General features: G+C 64.5%; 10 protein-coding genes and 1 tRNA gene. 4 read left to right on the top strand and 7 right to left on the bottom strand.

The genetic code is table 11. The features are described 5' to 3' along the window. Window positions 1–226 precede the first annotated feature (226 nt). The 4 genes from ACFQ0E_RS09435 to ACFQ0E_RS09420 all read left to right on the top strand — a co-directional run bounded on the left by ACFQ0E_RS09435 (window position 227) and on the right by ACFQ0E_RS09420 (window position 6,926). Window positions 227–1,597, top strand: a complete 1,371-nt coding sequence (locus ACFQ0E_RS09435; RefSeq protein ID WP_386823399.1) for a DNA polymerase Y family protein — start codon at window positions 227–229, stop codon at window positions 1,595–1,597. Between the two features lie 265 nt (window positions 1,598–1,862). Continuing rightward, window positions 1,863–3,800, top strand: a complete 1,938-nt coding sequence (locus tag ACFQ0E_RS09430; RefSeq protein ID WP_386823398.1) for a vanadium-dependent haloperoxidase — start codon at window positions 1,863–1,865, stop codon at window positions 3,798–3,800. A 325-nt stretch (window positions 3,801–4,125) separates the two neighbouring features. Beyond that, entirely contained in the window at window positions 4,126–4,563 is a 438-nt protein-coding gene (locus tag ACFQ0E_RS09425; RefSeq protein ID WP_386823397.1) for a hypothetical protein, read from the top strand. A 392-nt stretch (window positions 4,564–4,955) separates the two neighbouring features. Beyond that, window positions 4,956–6,926 carry an XVIPCD domain-containing protein gene (locus ACFQ0E_RS09420; protein WP_386823396.1) on the top strand — a complete coding sequence of 657 codons (1,971 nt, stop codon included), beginning with the start codon at window positions 4,956–4,958 and terminating at the stop codon, window positions 6,924–6,926. Between the two features lie 169 nt (window positions 6,927–7,095). Here the strand turns inward: ACFQ0E_RS09420 and ACFQ0E_RS09415 are convergent, their stop codons facing one another. From ACFQ0E_RS09415 to rnd, 7 genes are all read right to left on the bottom strand, one after another. Beyond that, window positions 7,096–7,293, bottom strand: a complete 198-nt coding sequence (locus tag ACFQ0E_RS09415) for a hypothetical protein (protein ID WP_386823395.1) — start codon at window positions 7,291–7,293, stop codon at window positions 7,096–7,098. Between the two features lie 211 nt (window positions 7,294–7,504). Next, on the bottom strand, window positions 7,505–8,968 hold the full coding sequence (locus ACFQ0E_RS09410; RefSeq protein ID WP_386823394.1) for a class I SAM-dependent DNA methyltransferase: 1,464 nt from the start codon (window positions 8,966–8,968) through the stop codon (window positions 7,505–7,507). Then, a complete protein-coding gene (locus tag ACFQ0E_RS09405) occupies window positions 8,965–10,911 on the bottom strand; it encodes an RNA-binding domain-containing protein (protein ID WP_386823393.1) in 1,947 nt (648 codons plus the stop codon). Before ACFQ0E_RS09405 ends, ACFQ0E_RS09410 begins: the two co-directional genes overlap by 4 nt. Window positions 10,912–11,059: 148 nt before the next feature. Continuing rightward, window positions 11,060–12,649, bottom strand: a complete 1,590-nt coding sequence (locus ACFQ0E_RS09400; protein WP_386823392.1) for a restriction endonuclease subunit S — start codon at window positions 12,647–12,649, stop codon at window positions 11,060–11,062. A gap of 56 nt (window positions 12,650–12,705) precedes the next feature. After that, window positions 12,706–15,516 carry a type I restriction endonuclease subunit R gene (locus tag ACFQ0E_RS09395; RefSeq protein ID WP_386823391.1) on the bottom strand — a complete coding sequence of 937 codons (2,811 nt, stop codon included), beginning with the start codon at window positions 15,514–15,516 and terminating at the stop codon, window positions 12,706–12,708. Window positions 15,517–15,681: 165 nt separating this feature from the next. After that, window positions 15,682–15,757: transfer RNA gene (locus ACFQ0E_RS09390), tRNA-Ala, on the bottom strand. A gap of 79 nt (window positions 15,758–15,836) precedes the next feature. Then, window positions 15,837–16,952: a ribonuclease D gene (rnd, locus tag ACFQ0E_RS09385; RefSeq protein WP_386823390.1), complete on the bottom strand. Its 1,116-nt coding sequence runs from the start codon at window positions 16,950–16,952 to the stop codon at window positions 15,837–15,839. Window positions 16,953–16,972: the final 20 nt, after the last annotated feature.

The following is a 16,972-nucleotide window of genomic DNA, read 5'->3' as shown; positions in this document are numbered from 1 at the left end:
TGAGCGGAGCAAGCTCCGCTCTACAGGAACGGCAGCAGCGGAGCCTGCTCCGCTCGAACCTTCGGACGAACGGAGCGGAGCAAGCTCCGCTCTACGAAAACCGGGGTGCCATAATCCCTGTCAGGCCCGTTCCGGCGAGCGGGCCCGCAAGATCGATCCTCCGAACACCCGCATGCCCGTTGGGGCGGACATGCCGCAGACCTGCCGTCTTCCTGCGAGCCGCCCCGTGACCCTGCGTTGCCTCTTCGTCGATTTCAATTCGTATTTCGCCTCGGTCGAACAGGAAGACGACCCGCGCCTGCGCGGCCGCCCGGTCGGCGTGGTGCCGGTGATGGCCGAAACCACCTGCTGCATCGCCGCCAGCGCCGAGGCCAAGGCGTTCGGCGTCTCGACCGGTACGCCTGTGTACGAAGCGCGCGAACGATGCCCCGACATCGTGCTGATCCAGGCGCGTCCGGCGCGCTACGTCGAAGTGCACCACCGGCTGATGGACGCGATCAACGATTGCATCCCGCGCGATCCAAAACCGCCCTCGATCGACGAAGTCCCGTGCTGGCTGATCGGCCGCGAGCGCAAGCGCGAGAACGCCGAGGCCATCGCCCTCAACATCAAGCGCACGATCGTCGAGCGCGGCTTCGAAGCGATCAAGTGCTCGATCGGCATCGCGCCGAACGAGTTCCTCGCCAAGACGGCATCCGACATGCAGAAGCCGGACGGGCTGACGGTGCTGGAGCTGTCCGACCTGCCGCACAAGCTGCACGACCTGAAATTGCGCGACTTCTGCGGCATCGGCCCATCGATGGAAAAGCGCCTGTGGCGCGCCGGCATCTACACCGTCGAGCAGCTGTGCAGCGCCACCCGCGAGCACCTGCGCGCCGCCTGGGGCAGCGTCGAGGGCGACCGCTACTGGCTGCAGCTGCGCGGCCACCATCTGCCCCGCCGCGAAAGCCCGCGCGCCTCGGTCGGGCATTCGCACGTGCTGGGCCCGGAGCTGCGTACCTATTCCGGCGCGCGCTCGGTGCTGTTCAAACTGCTCGCGAAAGCCGCGATGCGCCTGCGCCACGAGAAATTCCTCGCCGGCGGCCTGGCGATCCGCATGCGCTTCGTCGGCATGGACAAGCGCTTCGAGCGCGACCTCAGCTTCGCGCCGCTCGACGACACGCCCACCTTCCTGAAGCTGCTCGGCCACGAACTCGAAGCCCTGGAACGCGCCCTCGCCTCAGGCCGCTGGAACCCGAAGCGTCACCCGCCACTGTCGGTGTCGGTGACCCTGGTGCACCTCGAACCGCGCGGCAGCGTCACCGCCGAACTCATCCCCGAGCGCCGGCGCAGCCAGGAGATGAGCGCCGTGCTCGACCAGATCAACAAGCGCTACGGCAACAACGCCCTGTATTTCGGCGCGATGCAGGACGCGCTGTCGCAGCGCGCAGCGCCCATGCGCATCGCCTTCGGCCAGATCCCCGAGACCGCGCTGGAAGACGAAGCCACCGACACACCCGCACACGAGCTGTGGCTCAAGCGCGAACGCCAGTTCAAGGTCATGGCCGAAACCGCGCACCGCGAATCGCGCGACAAGCGCAAACCGCAAGCCCGATAGGGTGAACGTGAGCGCAGACGGGCACCTGATCCCACCGCATCCACCCGCGTCGCAACACAAGCACCGGCCGTGCAAGCGGCCGGTGTTTTGCATGCACAAGCGCGCGACGGCGACGCCATGCGGCCGCGCTGCGGTTGCACGCTGGTATCGCATGCGGCGCGGACTGGAACGATTTGGGTTCAGGCCCGCTCGTCGTGCGCCGCTTTTGCTATTGCTTCGGCGACGCGACAGCCCCGTCGCGTCCCTCCCCTTCATGGAGCCAGTCATGACGCGCCCCGAAGCCTCATCCGGCGAAGCACCGCCGCAACCTCTTCCGACAATGCATGTCGACGCGACCTTCGATGCATTCCCCGATCCAGCCCTGTACTGGAATCTCGTCGCACTGGACGTCAATCGCCTCGCACAAAGCCTGCGCGGCGCCCGCCAGGGCGGGCCGCCGATGAGCGCACGCGCGCTGGGGATCGTCCACCTGGCGATGCACGATGCCTGGTTCGGGATGGCAAAGAACCCCGCGCACTCCACCTGGCTCGATGCCGGGCCGACCATCCCCGAGAACCCGTTCGTGCTGCCCACGCCGCCCACCACCGGCGATGCCCGGATGGCCATCGCAGCAGCGGCCTACGCCGCGTTGACGCATCTGTACACCGTCGAGCCGGACGACGACTGTCCCGCTAGGACCAACGCGTCCACGCACATCGCCGGCTACCTGCGCGGCCGGCTCGCCGCCTTCGTTCCCCGGCCGGACATCGCCGATGCCGGCTTCCGTTTCGGCGAAAAGGTGGGGCGTCGCATCGCGGAACTGCTGGAAGTACGCGCCGACGAACCGGGCGTCGATGACGACTGCTACGCTCCGCAACAGGGCCACGGAAAGTACCGCGCGGATCCGCTCAATCCCATCGCGCCACCCAAGCCCTGCCCGAACGCGCAACCCAAGCCCTGCCCGAGCGCGCCACGGAAACTTGAGGAACACCACGGTCCCTTCTACGGCAGCAGCGCCGCGCGCATGTGCACGCAGACGACGCACCAGCTGGCCGATCCGCCGGCACCGCTGCGCACCGATCCGCAGTACGCACAGGCGTATGCGGCGGTCTACGGACTCGGTGGCGCGAAGACCCTGAACACCACGATCCGCACGCCGGACCAGACCGCCAGCGCCCTGTTCTGGGCCTACGACGGCGCCAACCTGCTGGGCACGCCACCACGCCTGTACAACCAGATCCTTCGCGTGGTCATCGCATCGAGGCGCGTCGGCACGACCTGGACACCGGCGCACACCGACGAGTCCCTGCGCCTGCTGACACTGGCCAACGTGGCCATGGCCGACGCCGGCATCTTCGCCTGGGCCGAGAAGTATCACTTCGAATACTGGCGTCCGCTGTCCGGCGTGCGCGAAGACGATGTGCGCACCGGCCCGGCAGGCACCGCCGGCACCAGCGCCGCGCTGTCGGGCGATCCCTTCTGGGAAACCCTCGGCGCACCGCGCACCAACACCAACGGCATTTCGTTCAAGCCGCCGTTCCCCGCCTATCCCTCCGGCCATGCCACCTTCGGCGCCGCCGCGATGCAGGTGGCGCGCCGGTTCTACGCCGACCGCGACGGCAAACCGCTCGACCCACGCGATGTCGACGACATCGCGTTCGACATGGTCTCGGACGAGCTCGACGGCATCAGCCGCGACCTCTACCAGCCCTACGACGAACGCCTGCCCATCAACGAACAACCGGGCGCCATCCGCACCCGCGTCGTGCGCCACTACGACAGCCTGTGGGAAGCCATTCGCGAGAACGCGCTGTCGCGAGTGTATCTCGGCGTCCACTGGCTGTTCGACAGCTTCGCGCAGGCCGATGGCATCGACGGGACGATCGCAGGCGACGGCCGCCTCGCGCTCAAGCCGATCGCCGACGTGCACTACGCAATCACGGGACCTCGCACCGATGCCGATGGCAACGTGATCGCGACGGGCTTGCCCATCGGCGGCGTGCCTCTGGGCCTCGATATCGGCGACGACATCTACGACAGCGGCCTGGTGCGCACGCCGCTCGCGCAGCAACCGGAAGAGATCCAGCGCCGCTGGGCCGAAGCAAGGCCCGCCTCGAAGATGACATCGGCGTTCGGCGCGATGGCTGCCGACTCACTGGAAGCCGTCGAAACGCGCGCACGCGGCAGCCGCAGGGGCAAGGCCAACGACACCCACATCCGCTGATTCCGGGAAGGGGCGGTGTCGCGCGATGTCCGAGCGCGCCGCCCCTCAAGCTCAGGGTGGACGCGCACCGGACAGGCGCTGTCGGGCAGTTGACTCGACTGCGCACCCCATTGCGTTGATACAGACACCGGTCGTGCAAGCGGCCGGTGTTTTTGTTCATACGACGCCGTATGGATCGGTACTGGGTAGAATCGCAAAACGGATGCACAACCCACGATGGCCGCACAACATCGCGTGGTCCTCAGACTGCAGATGGACCACTGCGGCCAATCACCGCCTCAGCCCCCCATCGAACACGTCCGCCCCCAGGCCAGAGACAAGTCCCATGACGCCACAACAACCCATCAGCCCCGAACTCCGGGCCAGGATCGATGCGCTGACCGACGATCGGCTGAAAGCCAACATCCTGAGAGTACTGAACAGCCCGGGCAACCAGTCGATCACCAACGAGCAGATATTCGAGAACATGGTGTCCAACCATGCACGCGTCGTGTCTGAGCGCGCGAAATGGCGTCAATGGGAAGATGATGAGGTTCGGGCATTTGCCGAGTACTTCAAGAAGGAAGCTCCCGAGGATTTCGCCGAATATCTCCGTCAGGAAAAGAACAATGGCGAGATCGAAAGCCTCCTCTCATGGAGAGTCCGTCACCTATCAAGCCAATGGATCGAAGACTTGGACTTCCATGACCGAACATTGTTGCTGGGGAAGCTTCGTGACCACATGCAAGCATTAACTCGTGCGCACCCGGAAGATCCGTCATGAATAACGGATATCTGCTTGCGGACACCAACAGCCTTGTTTACACATATCGTGCAGGCGGAACCGAACTGCTCGACTTGTATTTGAACTATGCTGCGAAGCAAGGCCGCAGAGTCGCAGTGACAGGCATCGTCTGGCATGAAGTCGACGAAGGACCGCTCAAGCACGAATTGATCGATTACATGTCAAGCAGGGGTATTGCTGTACTCCCCACCCCGTTGACCGAACAGAAATTTGGCACCACGCCAGTCTCGGCCAAAAGCGCCGGCGAGGAATCCATGCTGGAAGTCGCCAGACAGGAAGGCGAAGCGGGACGTGCCACGCGCATCTGGTCTGATGACAAGTTCTTCGATTCACCACAGATCGCAAACCAAAACCTCGACGCCCACCGCTCGATGAGCTCGGAGCTTCTGGACGAGGCCTACGACCAGAAATTCATCGATGCCGCCGACTACGAGAAGTATCGCGCGGGCTACACGGCGCAGCAGGTCTTCATCGACAGCCAGCGTCTGAATGGGTTTCGTTACGACCTCTCGTCGCGTGACATCGACGCGCCGCATGGTCCGCGCTTGCGCGGCGCGGCGGCCGGCATCGCCATCGAAGCGGCGATCACCGCGCATGAATGGGACGAGACGCGCCAGCGCGCACAGGTCTTCCGCGACACCCTGCATAACGACACAGCGTCGACGGATGCGTACCTGCAGCAGGGCGCGCAGATCACGGGCGCGCTGGCGGGAACTGCGGCTGGGGGCGCGACGGCGGTGGCGCTGGGCACGGGGACCGGCGGGACGGCGCTGCTGGTGGCGGGCGAAGGTTACCTGTTCGGCAAGGCGGCCGAGCGCGGCGTCGAGCTGTGGCAGCAGCACAGCGTCTACAACATCTCCAGCGAAGGCGTGGACTGGTCGTACAACGGCCGGCAGTGGATTCGCGATGACCTGCGCGCCGATCTCGTCGACGATGCGCGCGACCTGCCGCAACGCCAGGACTTCGCGGCGCCGCTGGACAAGGCGCGCGAACTGAGCGCGATGGCCAGCGTCGTGGCAGTGGAGCGTGCACTGGGCCAAGTGCCGACACCGCGCGACCCGTTCGTGCAGCCTGCAGGCGATGGCGGCGAGCCGTGGCGCTATCGACCGGATCGCGGCGCATGGGCGCGCGAGGTCGTGACCGCCTACGACATCAACAACCAGCCGAGCGCCAGGGACACCGTGGACGCGAACGGCGAGCAGGCCGCGCGGCTGAGCGCGGAGGCAATGCGGATCATCGATCGCAACCTCGCCGCCGGCCCGGCCGGGATCGCCGCGCAGTACCAGATCGGCCACAAGGCGCATGGCTACGACCAGACCCCTGCCGGCACGATGCCCGAGGCCGTCACCACGGCATTGAACCCCGACCTGCTGCAGGCCTCGGACGGCAGGCATTACCGACGCGATGCGCAGGGCGCGTGGACGCATGCAGGCAAGACCGCCGACGCCACGCGCGCGCTGGAACTCGAACTCACTCGCGAACGCCTGCTCCCGGCGCTGCAGGACCACCAGCAGCAGCTCGACCGCATGCCCACGTGGCAACCGCCGACACCGGAAGCACAGGACAAGGCCCTGCTGCGCGAGGCGTATCGCCACCACGGCATCGAACGCGAGACGCGCCAGGAGTACTTCGACGCGAGCTATCTCGCCGTGCAGCGCACGCGCGCCGAAACAGGCCTCACTGCGGCGACGACGTCGCTGGTGCTGGGCCAGGATGCCAGCGGGCGATTCACGCCCGACAGCCCGATCCATCATCTCCGCATGGATGGCGATGGCACTGTGCGCATAGCCGAGATCACGACGCCCGAGGACATCGCACGCGCGCTGGCCGACGTGCGGGCACGCGATCGCAGCGAGCACATCGCGCCCACGGACGACGCAGCGATCCGCGCCCGTCCCTCGACCGAACAGGCCGAGCCGGCGGCGCGCGCGCAACATGCGCCGCTGATCAACGCGCCCACGCATCCCGATGCCCGCATGTACCAGTCGATCCTGCATCACGTGCAGACCGAGGATCGTCGGCGCGGACGCGAGCCGGACGACATCAGCGAGCGACTGGCCGCAGGCCTGACCGTGGACGCCAAGGCGCGCGGCCTGCAGACGATCGGATTCTTCCGCATGAGCGACGACGGCACGCGTGCCTTCATGGCCGATACGCCGGACCCGAACACCCCCTGGGCCAGGACGGCCGTCAGCGACATCGCAGCCGCCGTGCGCCAGGACCTGCAGGCCAGCAGCGAAAAGGTGGCGGACATCAATCTGCAGCAAGGCATGCACCCGGCCCAACAGCAGAGCATTCAGGCGCAGGAAGCCGCAGGCGCAGGCCGGCCGCGCATGGCCTGAGCATGGCGACACAGAGGGCATTCGCGCCGGCCTTCGGCAAAAGCCGGCGCCCCGCTAGTTGCAAGCCCCCAAGTCACCCCCCAAGTCACTCCAACCCTCGCCTGTTGCCGGCGGCGCCCGGCCCGCCTCGCCAGCCCGGGCGCAGGCAGCACCTGCGCCCGGGCGGCGGTCATGCGGTGGTCTGGGGAAGCGGGTGGAGGCGGTCGTTTTCGTCGTAGCGCAGGCCGCAGACCATGGCGGCCATGCCGCGCAGGGCGACCTGCGGGCTGGCGCCGCTGTCTTCGCAGAGGGCGATGAACTGTGGGGGGACTTCGACAAGCAGGACGCAGGGCGCTTGCAGCTTCGACTTGGCGTTGGCTTTGGACATGGCGGAACTCCGTTTCGCCCGACGCCCGGAGTGGGCGCCGTTGGCGATTCAATTCCGCATCGCGCGCAGGCGCGTCAAGGTTTGCACAGCAATTCACCTCGACCTTGACGCGCCGAGCACGGTGCGACACTGGGACGACAACGGTGGGCACATCCTCGAATGACGCTCCGCAGTCGTAGGCTGGGGCATCGACCCAGCCTGCGGCGTTTGATTACCCACTCTTCGGCAGCGCAGCCGCGACATCACGGAACGCGGCCAGCGCCGCTTCCAGGTGATCGATGATCTCCTGCTGCAGCACATCCGGAGGCGGCAGGTTGTCGAGATTGTCGAGGCTGTCGTCCTTCAGCCAGAAGATGTCGAGGCTGGCCTTGTCGCGCGCGACCAGCGTCTTGAAGTCGAAGTATTTGAACCGCTCGGATTCCTTGCGCTTGTGGCGGTTGTCCGGGTTGTAGGCGGCGACGAAGTCCTGCAGGTCTTCGCGGCGCAGCGGCCGGGTCTTGAGCGTGAAATGCTTGTTGGTGCGCAGGTCGTAGATCCACACGCCCTTGGTCTGCACCTTGGGCGACTTGGGCTTGGCGTCGAAGAACAGCACGTTCGCCTTCACGCCCTGGGCATAGAAGATGCCGGTCGGCAGGCGCAGCAGGGTGTGCACGTCGCAGGTCTCCAGCAGCTTGCGGCGGATCTTCTCGCCGGCGCCGCCTTCGAACAGCACATTGTCGGGCAGCACAACAGCCGCCTGCCCGGTGGTGTTGAGCATCGAGACGATGTGCTGCAGGAAATTAAGCTGCTTGTTCGAGGTGGTCTGCCAGAAGTCGGTGCGCTCGTAGGTCAGCGCATCGCGGTCCTCTTCGCCGTCCTCGTTGGTGATGGTCATGCTGCTCTTCTTGCCGAAGGGCGGATTAGCCAGCACGTAATCGAAGGTGCGCGTCGGTTCGGAAATCAAGGCGTCCGAACGGTCCACGGTCGGTTCGCCGTCGAGGTCGCCGATGTTGTGCAGGAACAGATTCATCAGGCACATGCGGCGCGTGGAAGGAACGATCTCGTTGCCGAAGAAGGTCTTGTGCTTCAGGAACTTCTGCTGCTTCCTGTCCAGTTGTACGCCTTCACGCGTCAGCCAGTTGTAGACACCCAGGAAGAAACCACCGGTGCCGCAGGCCGGGTCGGCGATGGTCTTGCCCGGCTCGGGCCGCACGCATTCGACGATCGCGTCGATCAGCACGCGCGGCGTGAAATACTGGCCGGCGCCGCTCTTGGTGTCTTCCGCGTTCTTCTGCAGCAGTCCTTCGTACAGATCGCCCTTGGTGTCTTCATCGAGGCTGATCCAGTTCTCGGCGTCGATCATCTGCACCAGCCGGGCCAGCTTGGCCGGGTCCTGGATTTTGTTCTGCGCCTTGAAGAAGATCGCACCCAGCATGTCCGGCTCTTCGCCGAGCTTGTGCAGGACCTTCAGGTAATGCGCTTCCAGCGGCGCACCCGTTTTGCTGCGCAGACTCGTCCAGTCGCAGCTCTTGGGGATGTGGGTGTCGCGGTTGTAGGGCGGCTGCGAATACTCGTGCGCAAGCTTCAGGAACAACAGATAGGTCAGCTGCTCCAGGTAATCGCCATAGCCCACGCCGTCGTCGCGCAGGGTGTGGCAGAAATTCCAGATCTTCTGGACGAGGGTGCTGCTGTTCATTCTTCAATGTGCCCAGTATTGACCGAGGTATATGCCTGTCGGGGGTCGGTGACAGCCGGGTGGGCCTGCTTCAGCAGATTCGCCGCCACCATCGACTTGAGTACGCGCTGACCCAGATCATCGGCATTTCTGTCCAATAGGTGGGCGATCACATAGCGTCCCAGATAACGTCCAGCACAGAGCTGGACAATGATGTTCTGCAGGTCTCCCAAGGGGAGGCGGGCCTGGAGGCGTGCTGGGGCCGCAATCTGGAGCAGCTCAGCCTGTAAAAGCGGCGGAACATCTTTCCATTGCCTGAATGACGGAACCTCGGAAGCTCCATCGAACCCCTGTAGTTCACCAGGGAGCTCCTGAGGTTGGCTCAGGAGCTCCCGAGGTTCGCTGGCAAGCTCTACAGGTTCCTTGGTTGGGTCCCGGGCATCGAACAGGGAATCGCTCATGGGCCGCTGCCAGGGTAGGAAATAAACCGTCCCACGGCCGGCGCCATCAGGCACCAGTAGTCCCTCCTGAACCAAGGCACGAAGCCTCTTCGTCAGATCCGCCGGATGATCGGTCGTGATCTCCTTCAAGCGATCATGGCTGACGACGCCTTCTACTTGGGCTGTAATCAACGCCAGACGGTCCGTCTGCGGCAAGGCATTGAATCGCGGGCCAAGGTGCTCCTCAAGTGCGCGTACCGCATCGTCCGGCACAAGGCTGCTCATGCTGAGCTCCATCAGGGTTTGTTCGGGGTCGGCCAGCTCATAGAGCCTCGGCCGACGCCAGTGCTGACCAGCCCAATTCTTGTAGATTTTGGGAATGCCGGAACCCGCATGGTCGCCGTAACCCACCAGGGTGAACATGGTCTGCAAGCGTCGGTTGCGGCAATCGCTGTGACTGCCCTGAACCGCGAGCTCAAGAGGAATGCGCATCCGTCCTGGATTGCGAAAACCGAACATGTCTGGTCGTTTGACGACAAGTACCGATACTCGCCCCGAATAGTCCGCGTGGATCAGCGTGTTGACGAGCGCCTCCCGCAATGCTTCATGCACAGGCGTGTCGTCGACACGTTGCCCCTCCTGAAGCTGGAAGGGAACCTTCAGATTTGCGGTCAATCTGGGATAGACCTTGCGGAAGAAATCGTAGACGTTGCCGGACCACATGCCGTCAGGGACGATTCGATCGATCCAGCGCGGCTCCGCCTTGGGTTCCGGTCGCTCTTGATAGTCCACCATGTAGTGCGGGAAGGCATCGCGTATCGCATCCGCATGACCGAACATCAGCAAACCCGCCAGCCGCAAGCCACTGAAGCCTTCCTCGCGATCCTTGCCCCATGCCCCGATCTGCGTCAGAAATTCAGGTAAAGGCAGGTCCGTCCAGACATGCCCCGGCTTCACTGCCGAGAATCTGTTGCGGTAAGCCGCCACGGTCTCCATGTCGAGGTCGCTGAAATCGTAGCCCTTGAGGACACGATCATCGCGGGATTCCTCGACGCGTTCCGCCATCATTCGCCGTACGGATTCGTCGTCTGCCTGATAGTCGCCTTCATGACGGCGCAGGTAGCTGCCGCCGAATGGATTTCTGCCCAGATGCACCGGGCGAACCTGTCTCTGCGCGCGTGGAACGCGAACGCGCAGGACGCTTTTACCATCGATCTCGACCGGCACGACATCGCGCTCGGCAAGCAGATTGGCGCTGACCTTGTGCCGATCATGCAGCGAATCCCAGAGGGATTTTCGAACGCGTTCGATATCCCGGATTCCGAGCGCATGGAACACGCCGCGCGGCTTCTCCTGAACACCCAGCAGGATGACGCCGCCATCCGAATTCGCCATCGCGCAGTAGCTCTTCCAGAAATCCTCTGGCAGCTCCCCCTGACCATCCCGTCCCTGTGCGGATTTGCACTCAAGCTCACAGCCCTCCGCGAGCGTGACCAGGTCAATGACATCGAGTGTGTTGTTCATGGGTGATCCGCCTGCATGCAGTTTGATGGCGCCAGCACCGGGAATGATAAGCGGGCCCCAACCTGTAAGCAGCGCTTACAGGTTGGTACCTGCCCGCGACGTGCGGCCTTGTCGGCGCTGTAGATGCTCAGTTCGCCTTGGGTCTCGCTCATGCCATGGCCTTCGCCTTGCGGCCACGCTTGCGTGCGGGTGCGTCCGCGTTCGCCTCGCGCTGCGCGCGGATGCGCGCGAGCAGTTCACTGGCGGGTTCGTCGCTCGGGTCCTGTGGGACCAGCTGGCCTGAGAAGGCGGCTTTGAGGATGTTTTTGCGTTGGGCTGCGGCTTGTCTCAATCCACAGTCGATAGCATCTTCTTGCGTCGAAACTGCATTCATCATAGAGAATACAGCTGAGAGCAATTCTGAAATTTCCCCGCTGCTTGGGATAGGGATGACGACATTTTGTACCTGCTGGAGATTTAGCCCTGGCTTGCCAGCTCCATAGGCCGCCTTATCGAGCTGGCCGCGGCCACCGGCCTTACAAGTAAGAAACAAATGCAGGTAGTTGCTGTGTTCAAGCACCACAGGACGAATAAGAGCAACATGTTGACTTACATAAGCCTCTTCTAGCTCGACTTCTACGACAGCTGACTTGCCAACATTTGCTCCGGTAATCGTCAACAATAAATCGCCTTTTTGCACTCGAGTGCGCGCACCCTCAGTATTTCGCGGTGGATCGACGTGCGCAACATCAGAGAGATCAAGCCAATCGCGATTGATATTCTGCGAACGAATGAAGATAGCGCCACGTTTCGAATAGTGCTCGGCCCAACCACGGGATCCACTTGTTATGAATTCAACAAGTTGGTCAACACTCGCCCACACCCACCCCTCCGGCAGCGGCGGCAAATCGGTGAGATCCGGGGCTACAGGCTCCGGATACTTCTCCTGCCAGCCCTTGGGCGGCGTCTTGCCCTGCTCGGCGAACTTCCCGAGCTGCTTCTGTTCCCAGCGCGCGCGGCGCTCGCGCAGGATGCGCTGCAGCAGTTCGGCACCGGTCTCCTTTCCTTCGTCATCCCGGCGCAGGCCGGGATCCCGCTGTTGAGGTTGATCGTCATGGGAACGGCTGGGTCCCGGCCTGCGCCGGGACGACGTGCTTTGGGCCGCGCGCCAGTCAGCGGTCAGGGCACCTTCCACCGCCGCCTTCAGCAGCGACTGGCGGTACTGGGCCAGCTTGCGCTGCGCGGTCTTCAGTTCGGCGACGCCGGCATCGAGGTCGGAGAGCAGCTCTTCGAGTCTTTCGACGATGCGGGTTTGTTCTGCACGAGGAGCAACGGGAACGACATGAGCTGCTAGATCAGTGCTCTTGATGTTATTGATACTTGAGCCAGCCGAGATATCGGAGATCGCATCCCGATACTCTGGCGACTCGAAGTAATAGCCCAGATATCTCGAATCAATCTCTGTGACAGGTCGGATCCCAGTGCAGAACGCACCGAATGAATACCGTTCTCGCGCGGCTATGAGCTGGCCCGCCTTTCCGACTACGTCCTTGCTTCCACTAGATGATGCGATAACTATGTCGCCTTGCTGTAAGTGTTGCTCAGCGGAAACATAGTGACTCGGCACATAGACAAGGCTATCGAACGTCAACGAACTCCCTGTTACGTTTGTCGCACGTAGCAGGGGTATCGAATTGGTGAATTGAGACGTCGAGGAATCTTCCTTCTTGTAGGAAACGCCTCTGACCAGATCGGCCAATGCATAGAGTTCTGACCTCGACCAACTTGCGGGAAGGTCAGTTGCGGGATTACCACTCAAGCCACCAACTCCTCATTCATCTCATCCAGCAGCGCATCGAGCTGCCCGTCGAACACGGTCCACGCCTTCTGCAGGCCGCCCTTGCCAGCCAGCTGCGCGTAGTCGAAGTCATCGCGCTCGATGCGGCAGCTGGTGGCGATGTGGTCCTTGATCAGGCGCAGCCAGTCCATCTGCTCCGGCGTGAAGGCCGTGGCGCGGCGCGCATTATGCCGGAAGACCCAGTCGGCGAAGCGTTTGTCCACGCTGTCGGCGAAGGGGCGCAGTTCCTCGTCCTGCCCCAGCGCGAAGCGCACCAGCGACACCAGGTCGGTCAATTGCCGGCGCAGGCTGTTGCCGCGCACCTTGGTCTCCTGCACGCGGGCGTAGGCCGACCACAGCTTTTCGGTGGTCAACATCAGCGGCGGGCGCTGCAGGGCTTCGTGCAGTTCCTCGATCATCTCCAGGGTGAGCGCGCGGCGCTGATAGGGCTGGGCGTAGAAGAAGCCCAGCGCGGCGATCTCGTCACGGTGCTCTTCCAGGAACGTGCGGAAGCGACTGACCGCCTCTCCGGCGTTGGCCTGCGCCTGCGCGGCGAATTCGCTGCGGACCACGGTGTCCGGGTTGAGGGTGTCGATGACCTGCTCGCGGTCGCGGCGCGCGGACTCGATCAGATCGCGCAACGCCGGGTCGTCGAACGGCCGACACGCAGCTTCGACGCGCTTGCGCCGTGTGGCGTCGAGTTCGGATTCGGTGAGCGTGTCTTCGCTGCGGGTGATGCCTGCGGCCTTGGCCGTGTCCAGCGCATCGGCGACGACACGGTCGGGATCGAGCGCCTGCACCAGGCCGCGCGCGAGATCCTGCAGACCGATGCCGCCGCTGGCCTGCTTGATCTTCGCCAGGGCCTTGTCGTCGAGCCGCTTCGCCAGCCGGATCAACCGATTGCCGAGGCTGAGCACGGTGTCGTCGTCCTGCGACCCCATCGCAACGCCCTTGAGCAGGCTGTCAAGGCTCCACATGGGCTTGCGTTCCAGCGGCCGACTCTCGGTCTTCAGCGTTTTCTCTACGCCGACCGCATCGATCAGCACGAAATGGCTCTTGGCGCCCACGGCCGAGCCGGTGACCTTCTTCAGCGCTTCCGCGCCAAGGCTGCGCACGCCACGGCCCTTCATCTGTTCGTAGTAGCCCCGACTGCGCACGTCGCGCATGAACAGCAGCACTTCCAGCGGCTTCACATCGGTGCCGGTGGCGATCATGTCCACGGTGACGGCGATGCGCGGGTAGTAGTCGTTGCGGAAGCTGGTGAGGACGCTGTCGGCGTCGTCGCCGGCCACGGCCTTGCCGGTCTCGGGATCGGTGCCGGCGCGGTAGGTCACCTTCTTGCAGAAGGCATTGCCTTCGCCGTAGACCTCGCGCACGGTGCGGATGATGTCGTCGGCATGGCTGTCGGTCTTCGCGAAGATCAGGGTCTTGGGCGTTTCCTCGCGCTGCGGATAGATTTTCGTCTCCACGGCGGTCTTCATGGCCTGGATGACCTGACGGATCTGACTGGGGTTGACCACCGACCGGTCGAGCTGGGCGCTGCCGTAGACGATGTCTTCCTCGGTCTGCGCCCAGCGCTTGGCGCGGGTTTCGCGGTCGCGGTGGTCGACCCATTCCTTCGCCTTCACCTCAGCGCCCTTGGCGGTGATCTCGGTCTCGATCTCGTAGACGTCGTAGCCGACGTTCACACCATCGACAACGGACTGCTCGTAGCTGTACTCGGCGACGACGTTCTCGTTGAAGAAACCGTAGGTACGCTTGTCGGGCGTGGCGGTCAGGCCGATCAGGAAGGCATCGAAGTAATCGAGCACCTGCTTCCACAGGTTGTAGATGCTGCGATGGCATTCGTCGATGATGATGAAATCGAACTGCTCGATCGGCACCTGCGGGTTGTACTGCACCAGCTTCGCCTGCGTATCGCCCTGCCCGACTTCGTTGAGCGAAATGTCTTCGCTGGTTTCGGCCAGCTCGGTGCCGGAGAGGATCGAATACATGCGCTGGATGGTGCTGATGCACACCTGCGCATGCGGATCGATATGGCTGGAGCTGAGCCGCTGTACGTTGTAGAGCTCGGTGAAGGTACGGCCGTCGTCCGGCGGCGTGTAGGCCATGAATTCCTGATGCGCCTGCTTGCCAAGGTTGCGGGTATCGACCAGGAAGAGAATGCGCTTGGCGCCGGCGAACTTGAGCAGCCGGTAGACGGCGGTGATAGCGGTGAAGGTCTTGCCGGCGCCGGTGGCCATGTGGATCAGCGCGCGCGGCTTGTTCTTGGCGAGCGACTTCTCCAGCCCGGTCACGGCGCTGATCTGGCAGTCGCGCAGGTTGCGCTCGGGCAGCGGCGGCATGTGCTGGAGCCGACTGCGCAAAGTGTCGGGCTGCGCAGCCCAGTCAGCCAGCGTCTGTGGACGGAAGAAATGGAACAACTCGCGGGCGCGCGGCGCGGGATCGGCGCCATCGGTGAAATAGATGAGCTGCCCGGTGCCCTCGTAGAGAAAACGCAGCGGGGCCCCGGCCTTGCGCCATTTCAGGGTGGCGTTGGCGTAGCGCTGGGTCTGGGTTTCGTGAACGCTGAGGTTGTGGCCGGCATCGTCGCGCTTGGCTTCGATCACGCCGACCGGGTTTCGATCGACGAACAGCACGTAGTCGGCGGGACCGCTGTCGGTCGGGTACTCGCGGACCGCGACACCGGGTCCAGCGCTGAGATTCACTTGCTTGGTGTCCTGCACGATCCAGCCCGCAAGCACCAGCTTGCGGTCGATCTGTTCACGCGCCCTGGCTTCTGGTGTCATCCGTGTCGCCCCTGTTCGACGGTCTGGCTATGCCCTGCTGACTGTCTTCGGATGATAGGCGCTGGGACGGGCCGGGGCACCTGCCTGGCTGGTATCAAAAGCGCGAGATCGAACCGGATCGCGACCAACAAAAAACCCAGCCTTCGCAGGCTGGGTTTTTCGGTTTGGTGGAGCCAGGGAGGATCGAACTCCCGACCTCGTCATTGCGAACGACGCGCTCTCCCAGCTGAGCTATGACCCCGTGAAACTGGCTGCGAGGGGTGGGTTCCCTTGCGGCTGCGGGCCGTGGCCCGCGTCGGGGCGAAGTATAAGCCCGTGCCTCAGCGCTTGCCAATCGTGGCGAGGACGGGGGCGAGGGCGGGTTCGAGCTGGGTGCGGCGCCAGCCGGAGAGGGCGCCGGGCCAGTCTTCGCCGTCCTGCAGGGCTTCGAGCCAGCGGCGGGAGGCGAGTACGCCGTCGGGGAGGCCGAGTTCGGCGCTGCGGGCGGCGACGGCCTGCTGCAGCTGCTTGTAGGTGGCGCGGTCGCGGTCGTCGCCCTTGGCGGGGGGCATGTCGGCTTCGTCGGGCAGCGGGGTCTGGATGGCGGCGAGGATGAGGCTGGCGAGCTTGCGCGGGGCCTTGGGCGAGGCGTCGAAGGCGCGCTGCAGGTCGGCGAGGTCGCGCGGCGGGGTGCGGGCGAGACCGGCGGCGAGTTCGTTGTCGAGGATCCAGCTGCGCGGGCGATCGTGGTCGCGGGCGTAGGCGTCGCGCCAGCGCAGCAGGCGCAGCAGGCGGACCTGGCCGTCGCGGTCGAGGAACTGGGCGGTGCGCATGCCGAGGTGCGGCCAGCGGTCGCCCTCGTCCTGAGCGGCGTTGGCGAGCATGCGGGCGCAGTCTTCCTGCAGCCAGGGCATGCGGTCGAACAGGTCGAGCTTGTCGACGAGTTCGCGATGCAGGGCGTGGAGGTGGCGCACGTCGTCGGCGGCGTAGTGCAGCTGGGAGTCGGACAGCGGGCGGCGCAGCCAGTCGGAGCGGGTCTCGCCCTTGTCGACGTTCACGCCCAGCAGCTCCAGCAGGATGCGCTGGTAGCCCAGCCCTGCCCCGACGCCGGTCAGCGCGGCGGCGACCTGGGTGTCGAACAGGGGTTCGGGCAGGGCCTTGCAGGCGTGCTTGAAGGCGACGAGGTCCTCGCCGGCGCTGTGCATGACCTTGAGGATGCGGGTGTCGGCGAGGATCGCGGCCAGGGCCTCGGGCACGCCGGGGCACAGGGGGTCGACGAGGAGGATGTCGCCGTCGCTGGTGCTGATCTGCACGAGGGCGAGCTGCGGCCAGTAGGTGCGCTCGCGGACGAACTCGGTGTCGAGGCCGATGATCGGGGCTGTGCCGGCGGACGCGGCGGCGATGAGCGTGTCGTGCAGCGCGTTCAGCGGTGCGGGGGTGTCGATCCAGCGCGGCACGGGCTCGGTCCGGAAGTGAG

Origin of the sequence: Lysobacter brunescens (genome assembly GCF_042677005.1) — a bacterium.
In the GTDB taxonomy this organism is placed as follows: domain Bacteria; phylum Pseudomonadota; class Gammaproteobacteria; order Xanthomonadales; family Xanthomonadaceae; genus Lysobacter_I; species Lysobacter_I brunescens.
This window is presented reverse-complemented; position numbering and strand designations above follow the sequence as displayed.

Coding starts and splice junctions, on each gene's coding strand:
- ACFQ0E_RS09430 (WP_386823398.1), top strand. CDS start 1,863: ATGACGCGCCCCGAAGCCTCATCCGGCGAAGCACCGCCGCAACCTCTT.
- ACFQ0E_RS09425 (WP_386823397.1), top strand. CDS start 4,126: ATGACGCCACAACAACCCATCAGCCCCGAACTCCGGGCCAGGATCGAT.
- ACFQ0E_RS09420 (WP_386823396.1), top strand. CDS start 4,956: ATGAGCTCGGAGCTTCTGGACGAGGCCTACGACCAGAAATTCATCGAT.
- ACFQ0E_RS09415 (WP_386823395.1), bottom strand. CDS start 7,293: ATGTCCAAAGCCAACGCCAAGTCGAAGCTGCAAGCGCCCTGCGTCCTG.
- ACFQ0E_RS09410 (WP_386823394.1), bottom strand. CDS start 8,968: ATGAACAGCAGCACCCTCGTCCAGAAGATCTGGAATTTCTGCCACACC.
- ACFQ0E_RS09405 (WP_386823393.1), bottom strand. CDS start 10,911: ATGAACAACACACTCGATGTCATTGACCTGGTCACGCTCGCGGAGGGC.
- ACFQ0E_RS09395 (WP_386823391.1), bottom strand. CDS start 15,516: ATGACACCAGAAGCCAGGGCGCGTGAACAGATCGACCGCAAGCTGGTG.